Genomic DNA, 16212 nt, shown 5'->3' with positions numbered 1-16212 from the left:
TGGCGCGGTGGGTGTGAAACCGTCGTGCCGCCTGACTGGCATCAAGGGATGTGCGTCGCATTATCACTTAGCACGCCCCCGTCTGCATCAGGATCTGCTTCCAGATCGAGACATGGTCAAACAGTGTCCATTCACGGCGCAATCCGTATGGTCCAAACTCTGCGTGGGTGAAGCCCATCACGTAGACGTCAGCGCTAGTCGGTTGGCCAAACATCCCCCATCCGTCATGCTTGCCATGCAGGCTCCATCGGATCGCAGCACGCGGCGAAAGCATGGGATCTTCGCGCCCGATCTGGTGCTCAATCTTGAACTCTGCATTCGGGAAAGACGCGCGCAGCCCCATCCAGAGCTTTTCCGTATCCGCCCATGAATGCGCGGTGGTCGAGGCCGGATGCTCGGCCTGCACGGCGCGATCATATTCCGACCGGATCACGGCGAAATCCTTGTCCATCATCCGGGTCAGAATGTCGGCCATCCGTGCCCCCCATTCGTTGTCGTTGCCGCGGTTCTTGTAGGGGCCTTCAACATCAACTGCGGGGCAAAACGGCTTGACGCAGTTTTCAGGCCCGCCTTCGCGCGCGATCAGGTTGCGGGCGAACTTCTTGGGTTTCATTCCCAGTTGCAGCACAATCCCCGCAGTGTCCCGGATCAACCATTCATCATTGATCTGGTCGTTGATCGCAGCACAATCGGCGATCGCGCGGATGACAAAGCGCTTGCCGGTGGCCGGGCCAAAATAGCCGCCGCCGGTATGCGTGCCCATGGTCAGCAGACGATGCGAGGACAAGAAGCCCTCCTCTTCATTGCCAGACCAGATCACATCCTCGCCCGTCAATTCGCGGTCAGGGAATTCGGCCAAGGTCGCCAGTGTGCCATTCATCGTGCCCTGATTGCCGATCGACACGCCTTCGGGAAAGCGCATTGGAATGTTCTCGGTGTAGTAATGGTTCAGCGTCGCGATGCCGCGATCTTCCCAAATCTCTTTGGTGATTTTCAGAATATAATCTGGGAAATCGGAGAACTTCGGGTCAAATCCCTTCATGTGGTCCATCCTTCTGGAATTTTGGCGGATCCGCGCAAGATCAGCGGCCCGTCAATGGCGATACGCCGTGTTTCGCTGATTTCGTTTTCGATCTGGTCGAGCAGAATTTCGACGGTGTTTGTAACCATTCGATTAGCTGGCTGGCGCACAGTTGTCAGATTGTAGGCAGGCCAGCTGGCCGCCGGCACATCATCATATCCGACAACCGATACATCCTCGGGCACCTTCAATCCCAGTTCGAACCGCAGCGTGTCCATCACGGCAAGGGCCATATGGTCATTGGCGACAAAGATGGCCTCGGGTGGATCTGAAGCGAACATTGAACGGGTCGCCTCTGTCGCCTTTTCCATCGAGAAATCTCCCTCGGCGCGTGAATGCAGGGCTACGCCTGCTTCAGCAAGCGCCGAAATGAACCCGGCCTCACGGTCGCGCTGGGTCGAAGCGCCATGCCAACCTGCAATATGTCCAATCTTTCTATGCCCGGCGGCCAACAGGAACTCGGCGACCTTGCGCCCGCCTGCATAATTGTCCGAGGTCACGGCGGACATGTTCGGGTCATCCTGACTACGGTTAAACAGAACCATCGGCACACCGGCCGCGCGGCATCGTTCAGAGAGATCGGACGACATCGCAACCGAGGCCGCAATAATGCCATCCACTTGATAATCCAGAATTTCATCGACAACGATGTCGATATGGCCAGCGGTCTGCTCGGCCAGGAATATCAGCAGGTGATAGCCGCGTTTTTGCAGTTCATTCGACAGTTTTTCGAGAGCTTCAGGATAGAATTGGTTTTCAAGGTAGGCCACCACCAGACCGATAATGCGGCTTTTGCCCGATACCATTGCACGGGCCAGAACATTGGGGCGATATCCCAGCTCTGCCGCTGCTTTGCGCACTTTCTCGGCAGTTTTCTTGGAGGCCGATGCCCCGGGCGTGAAGGTACGCGATACCGCAGACTGGCTGACACCAGCGCGTTCGGCAACTTCGGCAGAGGTAACATGCTTTTTGCTCATTCTGCGGTCCACCCACCATCAACCAACAACGACGTGCCGGTCACCATTGCGGAAGCTTGGGACGCCAGAAAAACGACGGCGCCCATGATGTCCTCGACTTCGCCAGCGCGGCCAAGTTTGATCTTGTCTTCGATCCAGGCACGTTTCTCGGGGTCTTCGAAGGTTGGTCGCGTCAGATCGGTCAGGATAAATGTCGGGCAAATCGTATTTATCCGGATGCCCGCCTTGCCCCATTCAATGGCCATGGATTTGGTAAAGCCCTCGACCGCGTGTTTCGTGGCACAATAAACGGCGCGGTCTATGCCGCCGACATGCGCCATTTGCGATGAGATATTGATCAGGCTTCCAGGTTTACCGGCGGCCAACAATCCCTTGGCGACGGCTTGGGTCAGGAAGTATGCGCCTTTGACATTAAGGTCAGCCGCAACATCAAAGTCGGCTTCTGTCGTATCTGCTGCAGGGCTGTGACGGGCCAGGCCTGCCGAATTTACAAGAATATCAAACGGGCCGTTCGATGCCACAGCCGCTTGCGTAGCAGCGACATTGGAAACGTCCAGAGGCAAGGCGCTGGCCGACATGCCCGCGGCCTTCATCTTATCTACGAGCGCATTCAAAGAATCGACACGCCGCGCGGCAAGTGTAACTTCTGCGCCTGCTTCACCGAGCGCAACTGCGCAAGCCAAGCCGATGCCCGAACTTGCCCCCGCGACCAGCGCGCGTTTTCCATCCAGACGAAATGAAGGAGTTTTGGGCAAAGTCATTGGTAGGCTCCAATTGGTGATGAAACAGAACCCGGCACGCGTGCCTTGTTGAATTCACGCAATCGGGCAAACACATCTACGCCAAGTTGGGAATAAACGTCCAACAGATCGACCAACACCCAGTTTTCGCGGATCAATCCCTGCTCTACGCGCCAGAAATCAAGGCTGCGCATTGTGATTTCCTGCCCGGACGGGGCAATCCCCAACCACCCATCTCCGGTGACATTCATCTGCATATTTGGCCACCCCGTCGCGACGACGTAGCCGCCGTCACCATAGAAATGGCATTTGAGTGTTCCCGTTGTGCCACCCTTGCGATCAGGCAGCGCATTTAGGAACGGAATTTGGTGCCAGTGGCGGAATCCAGCAAGACCGCGTGCAGTTCCGATCCCGGCGGGGCCATACCAATTGACGCGCGGATCCCAGTATTTCTCCGCCTGCATAATCTCGGGGCCACCTTCGGTTGGGTGGCGAGAGAGGTCAGTCAGCATCCCGATCACGGTTTCCAGACTTTGTTCAGCTTGGGCAGCGGTGCGCCCTTCAAAATGCAACCCGTCCTGCGTTGCCGGTCCGGAGATATACATCTCGCGCCCAAGGCTGGGCACCATGGGCCAGGCAGCGGCTTGCATCATAAGCTCCGGCAGGTCCCAGATAGCCTGCATCTCCACGACCTTATCGTCCGAAACCCGATAGAACTCATGGAACCGCATATGGGCGAAATGGCCGGTCGGTGGAATATCAAGAAACGGCCGCGTGAAGGTGCCGACATAATGCCCCGCGCATCCGATCCAATCGTTGCCGCCAGTATCCGTGCCCGCGGTGACAATACAGTCGCGGCGTTCCAGATCGGAGAGCGCGTTAAATAGTGGAGCGTAGGCCTCATCATATAGACTCTGTGGTCCTGACAGATCGCCGAACGGATGGCTTAGATACAGGGCCGCATCCTGCGACATGAATGCGCCGAGGGCCGATTGCACCGATGCGCTGTCGAAATTGGCCATGGCCGTTCGAACGGGCGTTATCAGCCCCCGTAATCTGTCTGGGCTGCTCATTACTCGGCGGCCTCTCCATATGGCACGTTCTGGCCACCATAACGACGGACACGGAGGTTGCACTGTTCCGCGTGCCCGACAAAGCCTTCCAGAAGGCAAAGACGCGATCCATAAGCTCCAATTTTTGCGGCCGCGTCGTCCGTGGTAATTTTTTGGTAACTATGCGTTTTCAGGTACTTGCCAACCCAAAGACCGCCCGTATAACGCCCTGCCTTTTTGGTCGGAAGTGTGTGGTTCGTGCCAATCACCTTATCGCCGTTCGAAACGTTCGTGCGTGGCCCAAGGAACAGCGCGCCATAGCAGGTCATGTTCTCAAGGAACCAGTCATCGCGGTCTGTCATCACCTGAACATGCTCGGACGCGATATCGTCGGCAACCGCCAGCATTTCGTCATAGGTGTTGCACAGGATCACTTCGCCGTAATCATCCCAACTCACGCGCGCCGTAGCTGCTGTGGGGAGGATTTCCAGAATTCGGTCGATCTCAGAGAGCGTCTCTTCCGCCAATTTGCGCGAATTGGTCACCAAAACAGCGGGTGAATTGTAACCATGCTCGGCCTGCCCCAGAAGGTCGGTCGCGCACATTTCAGCATCAACGGTCTCATCAGCAATGACCATCGTTTCGGTTGGACCCGCAAAGAGGTCGATCCCGACACGGCCAAAGAGCTGTCGCTTGGCTTCGGCTACAAAGGCGTTACCGGGCCCGACAAGCAAGTGAACAGGGGCGATGGTTTCCGTGCCGATCGCCATTGCGCCCACGGCCTGAATGCCGCCAAGCACGTATATTTCGTGCGCCCCGCCAAGATGCATAGCGGCAATCACGGCAGGGTTCGGCTCACCGTTAAAAGGCGGCGTGCAGGCTATGATGCGCGGCACTCCGGCAACTTTGGCCGTTGCGACCGACATATGCGCAGAGGCCACCATCGGGAACTTGCCGCCTGGCACGTAGCACCCAACAGACTGCACAGGGATATTCTTGTGGCCGAGGATCACACCGGGCATTGTTTCAACTTCGATATCAAGCATGCTGTCTCGCTGTGCTTGCGCAAAGTTGACGACCTGCGCCTGGGCGAACTTGATATCCTCAAGATCGCGCGGGCTGACCTTGGCGATCAGCGCATCAATCTCGTCTTGGCTGAGGCGATAGCTGTCGCGATCATAGCCATCAAATTTATTGGCCAATTCGCGCACGGCAGTATCGCCACGTTGTTCAATGTCCTTAAGTACTGCGGCGACGACGGCGGCTGTCTTGGCATCGTCTTCGGCGCGATCCGCTTCGGGTTTGCCGTGTTTGAGATGGGTTATTGCCATTGCTTGCTCCTCGCTTATTCAGGTCGTGGGGCGGTGCAGTCGCCACGGTCAAAGGCTTCCCAGCCCTGACCGTTGAACAGGTCAACACCCAGTTGTGCTGCGACATGGGCGAAATCGACGCTCACCCAGTTGTCGACGATCTTGCCGTCGACGACTTTCCAGAAATCCATGTAGCGGATTTCGACCCGTTTTCCGGTTGCTTTGATGCCAAGGAAGTCGCCGGAATGCGTCGCTTCCTGGCGGCCAAAGGCAGCGGCCCATTCGCCCATGTATAGCCGCGCTTCGTCGATGCAAACCTTGTCAGAGAAGGCCGCCTGAAACGGGCGTTGCCAGTTGTCCTGAAACTCGCGCAGGCCGGTTTTCATGCCGCACCCCTGATTGCCCATCCAGCGAAAGCTATCAGCGAAAAACTCGCCAATATCGCCGATGCGGTGGTCATTCAGACCGTCGACCATGCCTTCGATCACCGCGCGGGTTTCGTCTGTTTTGGACATGTCAGTATCGCGTGTCAGTACCGCTTGTTCTGGACGTAATCCCTTCATCCTGCATCCTCACTTATAAATTCTGCCGCCCGATATCCGATCATCATCGACGGCGCGTTGGTATTGGCCGAGGTCACTGCCGGCATAACAGATGCATCCGCCACCCAAAGACCGGACACACCCGCCACAGAAAGGCGCGGCGTGACAGGGGCGGTGCCTTCGCCCATGCGCAGCGTGCCGACGGGATGATAGGCGGTCGCACCACGGTCCCTGATATACCGGCGCAGCGCCTCATCAGTGGACACCTCTGGCCCTGGAAAGACCTCCGGCGCGCGGTACTTTCCAAATTCCGCCTTGTTCATCAGCACGCGCAGGCGTTTGAGACCGGCAAGCAAAATTTCAACATCATCAGGATCTTGGAAAAGACCAAGGTCGATATCGGGCGCGACGTTTGGATCAGCAGACGTCAGACGCAAACGGCCACGTGACTTTGGCCGACAAACGCAGACATCAGCGAAATATCCAGATCCATGGGTAAAGCGGCTGCCCCTCCAATCCAGCATGAAGGGAATGAAATGGCATTGCACGTCCGGCTCGCCCGCTTCGCCGCGCGCGTTGAAAAACGCACCGCCCTCGACCGTGGGTGACGCAAACCGCCCCTTGCGCACGAATAAATAGCGGAAAGGAGCAAGCACCCACGCGGGCATTTGGGACAGTGTCAGGCCATAGCCTGAACGCGGGCCGGCATAGTAAAACCCTGCGGCGGGGTGGTCATGGAGGTTTTCGCCAACTTCTTCAGAGTCATGAATGACCTCAATGCCTTGCTCTTGCAGATGTGCCGCCGACCCGACCCCTGATCGCATAAGGATCGCGGGAGAGCCAATGGAACCAGCCGAAAGAACAATGCCTTTGGCAGAAGTGAGTATCGTGCCATCGATCAGAATAACGCGTTTTGCCTGCCCGTCTTCAAACTCAATGCGATCAACCTCCGAACCGGTTCTCACCTTCAGGTCATAAGCCTCTTCCGCCGGGCGCATGAAGGCATCTGCTGCCGACCAACGGCGCGCGTCACGCATGTTAAATCGGAAAGTTCCGGCGCTTTCATATTCCGGCGTCGGTGCCTCGTTTGCGTTTCCACCAAACAGGCCAGACAGCGCCTGAACCAAAGGATGAACGCCCGTCATTTGCTTTGGCTGAAGCTTGGCTTCGACCGCTTCGAATGCGTTCTCGACATCGCGCCATGACCAGCCCTTGACGTTCCAACCGTCAAAGTCGTCGCGCCGCCCGCGAAACCAGACCATCGAGTTTATTGACCCCGATCCGCCAAGCATGCGTCCGCGGTGCACGTTCAACTGTCTGCCGCCGAGCCCTTTTTGCGGCGCCGATTTGAACCGCCAGTCCCTCTTGCTGCCCATCAGCCAAGCGAGGCCAAAGGGCATCTTCACCAAAGGATGATTGTCAGATGGGCCTGCTTCGAGAAGTAGCACACGACCAACGTCGCGCCGCGCCAATTCAGCAGCGGCGATGCAACCGGCCGAGCCAGCGCCAATAACGATGAAATCTGCATCCGTACTCATGCGGCAGCCCTTTCGAGTTCACCGAAAACGTCAAAGCCCAGTTGCAGCAGCACGTGCGGGATATCCAGCATGCACCAGTTTTCAATGATCTTTCCGTCCTCGCAGCGCCACCAATCGCAATCGCGCATGAACACGCGCTTTCCCGTTGCTTCGAGACCAAGAAACGGTTTGACCTGAACGCCCGTGATCATCGGCCAGCCGCTCAGGAACGCGTAGTTCCCGTCACCGGATTTGCAGTCGGCGCCGACCCCCGAAATACCCGCTTCGCGGCCATCGCCCCAACCGTCAAAAGTGTTCTCAAACGGGCGTTGGAACGTGGCGAACCCTTCAACGGTTGCATAGGAACCAAGCCCGCCCGGTCCATACCAGACCATCCGGTCATGCCAGTCAGGCCGCCATGCCTCGTCTTCGGTTGTGAGCTTTTTGAGCATGCCTTCAACCAAATCAGCCGAGGCCCGCGAGGCAACCAGGTCAGACGGTCCAGGGACGATCCCGTCATGGGTGGCCGGGCCGGGCACAAGGCCCTCGTATCCGCGGCTGGGGTCCAATGGCCAAAGGCCAAGCGCAATGATCATCTCTGCAAAGCCGAGGAAGACATGGCTTTCAACGATCTTGCCCTCTTCCATCCTATGGAATTCGCCAAACCGCAGGTAGGCTAGCTTACCGCTGGCGGGGATGCCAAAAAGCGGCTCGCAAAAGTGCCCATGGAAATATCCGGTCGAGGTCACCCATTCAGTGCCAAGATATTCACCGCCCAGCACAATGTAGTTTTGCCGCGTGCACCCCTTGAACGCCGCCATGATCGGCGCGATGACGTCCTTGTGGTAGCCATGGCCACCTTGCGCTTCGTTGATCGGGTGGCTGGCGTTCACTATCGCAGACTCATGAAAAAGCCTTGAGACAGCCTCTTCCACTTTGTTCATACCAAAACTGTCTAACAGTTTGCGATAAAGCACCTTGTTGTTGTGCGATGTCTCTGTTGCAATTCCCATTGCCGGACGGTTTGTGCGTGCGTTCATCTTAGACCCCTCGTCGATCTGGCAAGCTAAAAGACATTAGCGTCACCCTTTGACCGCACCGGCGGTCAGACCACCAACGATCTGGCGCTGGAAGAACAAGACCATGAGGAATAGCGGGGCCGTGACGGAAACAACCGACGACACGGCAAACATCACGTTGCCCTTGGTCTGCGTGGTCCCAAGGAAGCTGGCGACCTTCGGGATCATGGTTTGGTTTTCCTTGGACAGTAGCATCGCAGTAACCGCAAAATCGTTGTAGGCGAGCAAGAAAGAAAACAGCCCCGTGGTGATAACTCCCGGCCACATCACGGGGATGATGACATTGCGGAACGCCTGAAACCGCGTGCAACCGTCGACCATCGCGCTTTCGTCCAGCTCGGCGGGAATGTTCTTGAAAAACGAATGCAGCATCCACAGGGTGAAGGGCTGATTGATCGCGACCAGAACGATGACCGTCGTTGCGGTATGCCCCCAAAGGTTCCACTGAAAGAACACCGGCAGGTAACCCGACACCAAGGTGATCGGCGGCATGGCCCGGAAAATTAGCGCAGCCAGCAAGAACCAGAACGCATAGCGATAGGTCGAACGGGCCAGCGCATAGCCGCCCAACGTCCCCAGCGTCAGCGAGATCGTGACGACAAAGAAGCACACGATGATGGAATTCAAAGCCGCGCGCCAAAACTCTTCTTGGACCCATGCTCCAAAATACCCATCGCCCGCAAATTGACCGCCTGTTTCAACTTCCGTCAACTTGCCAGTGAGGGCGTTGGCCCAATTTGCTTTGGAAAAGAAATCGCCCTCGACTTTGAAGGAACCCCAAAGTGTCCAAAGAAACGGAAATGCGGCCAGGATCATCCAGATCGCCAGGACGACGAAGACCATCAGAGTAATTGCAGGGGGCTGGCGCTTGAGCTTTCTGGACATTGTTCACCTACTTCCGATCAAATTCGCGCCACGTGCGCACCAGTACCGGCGACAAAAGAATAGCCACGCCGATGATTGTAAGAACCGAGGTTGCAGCAGCCGAAGACAATTGCCTCGTTTCACCACCAAGGTCGTTGAAGATCGACCAACTAAGCGACGTCGCGTGCGCATTCGCAGCAAAGCTAACGATCGGTTCAAAAACCCTGAAGTTGTCCATCAACTGCATCAGAGCGATGAAAGTTGTCAGCGGCACCAGATGGGGAATAACAACATGTCGGATTTGTAGCCAACGGTTGGCCCCGTCGACACGCGCGGCTTCCAATGTGTCTTGGTTAACGGATTGAAGACCTGCGTAATAGACAATGAAGGCAAAAGGGGCCGAGTGCCAAACGCCATAAACCATAAGCATGATCCACATCAGCGGGGTTGACGCCTTTACGGAAAGGTCAGGATCTCCTGCCAGATATTGCAACGTCGCCCCGATGATCCCGCGTGCATCCACCATCCAAAACAAAATCAATGCCCCGACCAGCGGAGTGATCATCATCGGCAAGAGAGAGAAAAAGATAAGCGGTCCGCGCAACATCTTTGCGGCGCCGTTCACGGCCACTGCAATGACAAACCCAAGGATAATCACCAGCGGTGTCACCACAAAAGTGTACGTCAACGTAAAACCAATGGCCTTGTAGAAAGGCAAATTCAGCATCTGCCCACCAAAATCCCGCAAACCATTGGAGTTGTTCCAAGTGGCGCCAACCTCACTAACCGCAAGATGGTTGCGATCGAGATAGGTGGTTAGTCCAGCAAACTGACCTAGGGGCGCTTCGGCACGAAGTGCCGCCGTGGCCTCCTGATCAATGGCCGTCGATTCCTTGCACCCGAACAGATCACAGGTTTCCACGATGCGGATGACCTGTTCATGCTCGACATGAAACGACTGCACGATGACCGAGATTATGGGAAAGAAGATGAACAGCATCATCGCAACGGCGGATGGAAGAACAAACCAAAAGAATGACTTATGTTTCATGGATCAAAAGCCCCCATGGCGGTTGTAAATGATGATGCATATGGTGGTGCGGGGCAGGCATCACTGCCCCGCACACAGGCGTTTCCTTACTGAAGGAAACCTTTTTCAGTCGCAGCAGCTGTGTATGCGGCCTCAGCATCTGCCAGTGCTTGCTCTGCGGATTCTTTGCCAAGCAGGAAGTCAGCCAAGTTGTCGCCCAGTGCAGTGTGCAAAAGACCGTGGTACGGCAGCATCGGGTAGGACGTGGTGCCAGCTGCAATTGCCGCGAACACACCGTCGTTGACCGGCGCAGGGGTATAACCCTCGATCATCCAGACTGCCTGGCTCATGGTTTCATCGTCGAGGATTGCCGGGCTGGTGCCGTGCTTCATGGCAAGGAAGGTGGCAACCGCATCTTCATCCGACACGTTCTTGGCCACGGTCCAGCCGTCCCACCACAGGGTCGAGGCCGGTGTCGAACCACCTGCAACGGTCAACGGACCGCCGACTGTGATATTGGAATAGACCTGCTCTTCTGCGCCTTCGTCATCCATAAGGGCGCCCATGCGGGATCCCCACATGTTCATGATCATGACGTTGCCTGCTTCCATCTCGGCGCCGGTGGCGTTGCTGTCATGGGTCAGGAAGTCGGGGTTCATGTATTCGGTCAGCGCTTTCATCATGTTCAGAGCTGCCACACCCTGAGCATTGTTGATCGCGACTTCGGGTGTGCCCGGCTTATAAAATTCGCCGCCGTGACCAATGTACATGTTGGTGAATTCCTGAGCCAGGTTCCAACCTGCCTTGTAAGCGCTACCAACAGGATACTGGCTGATGCCTGCCGCGCGGATTTTCTCGGCTGCTTCCAGAACTTCTTCGTAGGTGCTTGGTACATCAACGCCAATTTCAGCCAGAACGTCCTTGCGATAGGCCAGCGTCTGAGCGTTTGCCATAAAGGCCACAGCCATGATGTTGCCGTCGATGGAAATCAGCTGGTTCTTGGGAATGTCCTGACCATATTCTGCAACAAGATCATTCAACGGGCGAACGAGGTCTTCGTTCATCAGCGCCACAATCGAGGAGTTCGCGATGATCGCCGAGGTATACTCTGCCGGGTTGCCGCTCATGCCGTCGACGTTGATCTTCTGGTGATCCGCGGTCAGGTTCGACTTGACCTCACCACCCGTGCAGGCAGCCGCATTTTTGGCCACTGTGTGAATGGCCGGAAACTCGTTTCCGACAATACTGACATTGCCAGAAATCTGACAATCGGCATATGCCGATCCAGCCATAAGGGCCAAACTGCTGGCCAGTGCTACATGCCTAAGAAACATATCTTCTCACTCCCTTGTGATTGGATGCACCTTCGAAGCCTGCATCCGTTGCCCCGCACTAGCGGTAAGTTGCAGGGTTTAATCCCCGATACGAGCACCTGTTTCAGCTTCGAACAGGTGACATTGCTCTTTGGGCACTTCGATTGACACGACGTCGTCGATTTCTGCCCTGTAATTCTTGTCAGCCTTCACCGAGACCAGAGCGCCACCAATGCGCACGCTGACCATGGTTGCATCCCCCAAGAGTTCCATTGTGTAGATCGGCGCATTGATCTGTCCGCCGCTTTCGACGACTCTGGCATCCTCGGCACGGAACCCCAGCGTTACAGCGCCATCTGCAGCATCAAGCCCGGCGATTTTGACATTGTTCGCGGTAAACGCACCGCCTTTGATCACCCCATCCATGAGGTTCATCGCCGGATTGCCGATGAAGCTGGCAACAAATGCATTCGCGGGATGGTCATAAATATCAACGGGGGTTCCCACTTGCTGCACCACACCCGCCTTCATGATCACGACCCGATCCGCCAGCGTCATGGCTTCAATCTGGTCATGGGTCACGTAGATCGTCGTTACGGCCAACTCGTGTGACAGGTTCTTGATTTGCGCGCGGGTCGAAACCCGCAATTTGGCATCGAGATTGGATAGCGGTTCGTCCATCAAAAACACGTTCGGTTCCCGAACAACCGCGCGAGCAAGTGCGACGCGCTGACGTTGACCGCCCGATAGTTCGGCCGGTTTGCGATGCAGGAAATCATCAAGTTCAACCATAGCACTGGCCCGACGCACTTTTTCATCGTGGGTCTTCGGGTCAACGCCACGCACACGCAAAGGAAAGCGGATATTTTCGTAGACGTTCATATTCGGGTAGAGCGCGTAGCTTTGAAAAACCATCGCGACGTCGCGGTCTTTGGGTTCCAAATCGTTGACCCGCACTCCGTCGACCAGAATGTCGCCTTCGGTCGCGTCCTCCAACCCGGCAATCATCCGCATCGTTGTGGTTTTGCCGCACCCCGACGGCCCGAGCAGAACCAAGAACTCCTTGTCTGCAATGGTGAGGTCAAATTCGTGAACACCCACGAACGACCCCCAACGTTTGGACAAATTGCGGAGCTGGATTTCGGCCATATCTTCCCCCTGATAGAATGCGGGCACTATTTTTTGCATTCGTTTGCAAAGACAATAGACAGCGGGTAATTTGTTTGGCAAGTTATTTTTGCAAGCGAATGCAAAATATGAGAGAACCGGAAGGCGCAATTATGAAAACCAACTTTAGCAATGAAAAACAAATAGTTAGAGATTTCTATGCGCGCCTCGACAAGGCATGCCAGACGGATATTCCAGAGGTTTTGCAAGCATTCACATCGCCAGAATATCTGTGGCGAGGGTTTCATCCCTTCAACGAAATCACCTCGGCGCAAGAAGTCGGCGAATCGTTTTGGCAGCCCCTGCGAGGTGCGCTGACCTCACTTCAGCGACGTATTGACGTCTTTATGGCCGGGCAGAATTCGATTGCCGAGCAGGGTGGTGTTTGGGTGGTTTCCATGGGCCATCTGATGGGGCTGTTCGACCAACCTTGGCTGGGCATCCCCCCGACCGGAAAAATCGCCATGCTGCGCTATTGCGAATTCAATCGGGTGGACAATGGCAAAATCACCGAAACCGCGATGTTTTTCGACATCCCTCACCTGATGATGCAGGCAGGACTGCAACCGTTTCCGCCGCAAACAGCGGCGCATCTGGTGCAACCCGGTCCAATGACGCACGATGGGCTGATGTTTGACCCTCAAAACACTGAAGAAGGGCGTAAAACGTTGGACGCGATCAATGCAATGATCAGCGACCTGGGAACCTGGGCTTTGGGGTTGCCGCTGGAAGAAGAACTGGCGCGAACCTGGAATGACGACATGATCTGGTGGGGACCCGCAGGCATCGGCGCGACCTACACAATCGAACGCTATGCCAAACAGCATTCCGGGCCGTTTCGGGCCTCATTCTCGGACAGGTCTTCAACCGGACATATATGCAGACTGGCCGAGGGGCATTTTGGTGGATTTTTCGGCTGGCCAAACTTCACGGCTGTTCATACCGGCGGCTTCATGGGAATGCCCGCCAGTGAAGAACGTGGTGAAATGCGGGTGATCGACATTTACCGGCGGGACGGAGCCAAGCTAACTGAAAATTGGGTTTTCATTGACTTGCTGCATTTTTGGAAAACGCAGGGCGTTGATATTCTGGCACGCACCACAGGGATATCCACCGGACAAGAAACCGGAGCTAGAGGCGCGCAAAAATGATTGATGCCCACCACCACCTTTGGGATTTAACTGCGGTTCATTATCCATGGCTTATGGCAAGCGGTGTCGAACGGTTCTTTGGAGACCCAACACCAATTCAACGCAATTATCTGATCGATGAATTCCGCTCAGAGGCTGAGGTCCAAGGAATTGCCGCATCGGTCCATATTCAAGTTGGCGCCGAAGACGGAATGGCTGAGGCGCGGTGGGTTCAGGCCGTGGCTGACGCCAATCCCAACTGGCCGTTGAAACAAGTGGTTTTTGTTGAACTCACTGCTGATGATCTGGATGCTCGGCTGGATGCATTTCAGGAACTGCCCAGCGTCGTCGGCGTGCGCCAGATTGTTGGTCGCGCGCTCGGCGAAGACGCTGAGACCGGAACAAACACTCTGCTAGACAACCCTGCTTTTGTGGCCGGCCTGCAAAACGCTGGAGAACGCGGGCTGAGCTTTGATCTTCAGTTGATACCGGAGTTGATGGGAAAAACCGCCGAGCTTCTGGCCCGGGCCCCTGACACCGCTGTCGCCCTTTGCCATGCGGGTTCTCCACATGATCGGTCAAGCGACGGTCTGGCGCGTTGGGCAGGCGGACTGGCTGCACTGTCAGATCTTCCGCAGGTGCGATGCAAGCTGTCTGGCCTGGGCATGTTTGATCATGACTGGGTCTCGGAGAGCTTCCGCCCCATTGTCGAAACCTGCCTGGATCAATTCAGCCCCAATCGCGTGATGTTTGGATCAAATTTTCCGGTGGATAAATTGTATTCCGACTATGCCACACTGATGCAAGCCTTTCGCGACATTGTTCCGCGCGAGATGCATCAAGCGGTTTTCAACAATACGGCTGCAGATTTCTACTCCATGTTTCAGGATAGTGCGACCGGTAGCCTGTAGGCTTAAAAGAACGGTTTGAACTCGTGTGACATCATACCAGATGAACAGCTGCCTTGGTGAGATTCGCTGCACAGCCGAAAATGCAAGACCACAAATAAAAGAGCTTTCTGCGTCAGCAATAGCTGCGATTACGCAAGGCGGTTTTTTCCGCGTCTTGATGTTCTGACCAGGTTGCAGTGGAAGTTCGGTCTTGGTTCAGTCGAAATCGACAGCGTTGAGTGACCGGTCTCGTGACGTGGGCTGCGACGCAGCGAAAACCGCGCCACAACTGCAATTGGATGCTGCGTCCGCACTAGCCGCGTGAGCAAAAGGCAGCGCCCTCTGCACCATCACCATTGGACGATGGTGCGGAGGACGCTCGGTTTGGGCGCGGTACCATCAAGCAGATGACGGTTTCGAACTCCGAAGTTCGTCAATAAGCCTCGCGCAGGAAGCGTTCGACGCGTTCCGGATCATCCTCGATCATGCGCAGCAGGATGCGGGCGGGGCGTTCCGGCAGGCGGCGGCCCTGCTCCCAGTTGCGCACAGAGCCGAGGCGAAAGCCGAAGTGGCTGCAAAACCGTTCCTGCGACATGCCGAGGGTTTTGCGCAGGCGCACGACATCCACCATCGGCACCTCACGGCTGGCGATGGTTTCAAGCGGCGTCTTGCCCGAGATGTCATCCTGCATCTGCTGAAGAGAAATGGCGTTGCGGTCTGCTTCGCTTTGCTGGCGGATACGGCCGCCAAGTCCAGAATTTGTCCCGGTTTGATGCTCTGCCATGTCAATTGCCCTCCTTCAGTAGTGCTGCGATCCGGGACTTGACCACATCCAGGGCCAGATCCCTCACCACCCGTGCCCCCTGCGCCATACGCCCCCCAAAGCGGGGCGCAGGTTGGCGTCGGTGGATCCTAAGCACATAGACCATCATCAGATCAGGACTGGCCTGATGGATACGATAGCGCAGCGTCAGATCCCCGGCGACATGGTGGTAATCCTCGTCGGTCTTGCGCCCAACAGTGGGGTCGCGCACCAGGGTGGCGATCAGCCGGGCCAGCTCATCCTCGTCCAGATAGGCGTGAATGGCGTCCTCGACCGCGACCGGGGTAATGCGGTAATCCACCCGCAGGCATTTCTGTGTCTCTTTGCGTATATACGCCATTGGCGTAGCCTTTTCAACCTATCTCAGCTGTCTGCTGGCCACCAGTGCTGCCGGGTCAAATGACCAAACCTAATCTGACCCGGTGATATGGCCCCGTTTCCAAGAGCTTACCCATGTGTCGCACATGTTGCGTAACTGTGACTTCGGTGCCCTTCTCTTTCGCATATTGCTGCGCTATGGCCAGCCATAACATTGATTTTTAACCCTGTCTTGGCACAAGCTGGGATCAACCCGCCGCAGGAGAGATCGCTTGCCCATATTCCGGTCCCTATCGCGACCCACAGTAAGCTGCGCTCCTCCAAAGCCACCGGGCCTCGGCACCAGGCTGCTGTCTCGTCTCGGGCATGGGGGTGCTGC

16 protein-coding genes are annotated in these 16212 nt (G+C 56.2%); 2 read left to right on the top strand and 14 right to left on the bottom strand.

The window, feature by feature from the left end; genetic code table 11:
• Positions 1 to 67: 67 nt before the first annotated feature.
• The 12 genes from PhaeoP97_RS05390 to PhaeoP97_RS05335 form a co-directional block, all read right to left on the bottom strand.
• Positions 68 to 1042, bottom strand: coding sequence for a nuclear transport factor 2 family protein (locus PhaeoP97_RS05390; RefSeq protein WP_072504205.1), 975 nt, complete (start codon positions 1040 to 1042; stop codon positions 68 to 70).
• On the bottom strand, positions 1039 to 2058 hold the full coding sequence (locus PhaeoP97_RS05385) for a LacI family DNA-binding transcriptional regulator (RefSeq protein ID WP_072504204.1): 1020 nt from the start codon (positions 2056 to 2058) through the stop codon (positions 1039 to 1041). The genes PhaeoP97_RS05390 and PhaeoP97_RS05385 overlap by 4 nt, the downstream gene beginning before the upstream one ends.
• Positions 2055 to 2819, bottom strand: a complete 765-nt coding sequence (locus tag PhaeoP97_RS05380; protein WP_072504203.1) for an SDR family NAD(P)-dependent oxidoreductase — start codon at positions 2817 to 2819, stop codon at positions 2055 to 2057. The genes PhaeoP97_RS05385 and PhaeoP97_RS05380 overlap by 4 nt, the downstream gene beginning before the upstream one ends.
• Positions 2816 to 3871, bottom strand: coding sequence for an ester cyclase (locus tag PhaeoP97_RS05375; protein ID WP_072504202.1), 1056 nt, complete (start codon positions 3869 to 3871; stop codon positions 2816 to 2818). Before PhaeoP97_RS05375 ends, PhaeoP97_RS05380 begins: the two co-directional genes overlap by 4 nt.
• Complete coding sequence (gene hisD, locus PhaeoP97_RS05370; RefSeq protein WP_072504201.1) at positions 3871 to 5181, bottom strand: histidinol dehydrogenase; 1311 nt, start codon at positions 5179 to 5181, stop codon at positions 3871 to 3873. The genes PhaeoP97_RS05375 and hisD overlap by 1 nt, the downstream gene beginning before the upstream one ends.
• 14 nt (positions 5182 to 5195) lie before the next feature.
• Positions 5196 to 5723: an ester cyclase gene (locus tag PhaeoP97_RS05365; protein ID WP_072504200.1), complete on the bottom strand. Its 528-nt coding sequence runs from the start codon at positions 5721 to 5723 to the stop codon at positions 5196 to 5198.
• Positions 5720 to 7240, bottom strand: a complete 1521-nt coding sequence (locus PhaeoP97_RS05360) for a GMC family oxidoreductase (protein ID WP_072504199.1) — start codon at positions 7238 to 7240, stop codon at positions 5720 to 5722. The genes PhaeoP97_RS05365 and PhaeoP97_RS05360 overlap by 4 nt, the downstream gene beginning before the upstream one ends.
• Positions 7237 to 8259, bottom strand: coding sequence for a nuclear transport factor 2 family protein (locus PhaeoP97_RS05355; protein ID WP_157891231.1), 1023 nt, complete (start codon positions 8257 to 8259; stop codon positions 7237 to 7239). The genes PhaeoP97_RS05360 and PhaeoP97_RS05355 overlap by 4 nt, the downstream gene beginning before the upstream one ends.
• A gap of 42 nt (positions 8260 to 8301) precedes the next feature.
• Positions 8302 to 9141 (bottom strand): carbohydrate ABC transporter permease, encoded by an 840-nt coding sequence (locus PhaeoP97_RS05350; RefSeq protein WP_420849005.1) that lies wholly within the window; start codon positions 9139 to 9141, stop codon positions 8302 to 8304.
• Between the two features lie 49 nt (positions 9142 to 9190).
• Positions 9191 to 10213: a carbohydrate ABC transporter permease gene (locus PhaeoP97_RS05345; RefSeq protein ID WP_072504196.1), complete on the bottom strand. Its 1023-nt coding sequence runs from the start codon at positions 10211 to 10213 to the stop codon at positions 9191 to 9193.
• Between the two features lie 86 nt (positions 10214 to 10299).
• The gene (locus PhaeoP97_RS05340) at positions 10300 to 11526 is read right to left on the bottom strand and encodes an ABC transporter substrate-binding protein (protein WP_072504195.1); all 1227 of its coding nucleotides are present in this window, start codon (positions 11524 to 11526) and stop codon (positions 10300 to 10302) included.
• Between the two features lie 78 nt (positions 11527 to 11604).
• Positions 11605 to 12654: an ABC transporter ATP-binding protein gene (locus PhaeoP97_RS05335; protein WP_072506314.1), complete on the bottom strand. Its 1050-nt coding sequence runs from the start codon at positions 12652 to 12654 to the stop codon at positions 11605 to 11607.
• Positions 12655 to 12785: 131 nt separating this feature from the next.
• Here PhaeoP97_RS05335 and PhaeoP97_RS05330 point away from each other — a divergent pair, with 131 nt between their 5' ends.
• Together PhaeoP97_RS05330 and PhaeoP97_RS05325 are read left to right on the top strand one after the other, a co-directional pair.
• On the top strand, positions 12786 to 13823 hold the full coding sequence (locus PhaeoP97_RS05330) for a nuclear transport factor 2 family protein (protein ID WP_072504194.1): 1038 nt from the start codon (positions 12786 to 12788) through the stop codon (positions 13821 to 13823).
• On the top strand, positions 13820 to 14713 hold the full coding sequence (locus PhaeoP97_RS05325; RefSeq protein WP_072504193.1) for an amidohydrolase family protein: 894 nt from the start codon (positions 13820 to 13822) through the stop codon (positions 14711 to 14713). Before PhaeoP97_RS05330 ends, PhaeoP97_RS05325 begins: the two co-directional genes overlap by 4 nt.
• 412 nt (positions 14714 to 15125) lie before the next feature.
• On the opposite strand, the gene PhaeoP97_RS05320 is transcribed toward PhaeoP97_RS05325, so the two are convergent.
• Both PhaeoP97_RS05320 and PhaeoP97_RS05315 read right to left on the bottom strand, forming a co-directional pair.
• A complete protein-coding gene (locus PhaeoP97_RS05320) occupies positions 15126 to 15476 on the bottom strand; it encodes a helix-turn-helix domain-containing protein (protein WP_072504192.1) in 351 nt (116 codons plus the stop codon).
• A 1-nt stretch (position 15477) separates the two neighbouring features.
• Positions 15478 to 15855, bottom strand: a complete 378-nt coding sequence (locus PhaeoP97_RS05315) for a hypothetical protein (protein ID WP_072504191.1) — start codon at positions 15853 to 15855, stop codon at positions 15478 to 15480.
• Between the last annotated feature and the right edge of the window lie 357 nt (positions 15856 to 16212).

This window comes from Phaeobacter porticola (assembly GCF_001888185.1).
Taxonomy (GTDB): Bacteria; Pseudomonadota; Alphaproteobacteria; order Rhodobacterales; family Rhodobacteraceae; genus Phaeobacter; species Phaeobacter porticola.
Note: the sequence above shows the minus strand (reverse complement) of the source record. Positions and strands in the feature narration are given on the sequence as shown.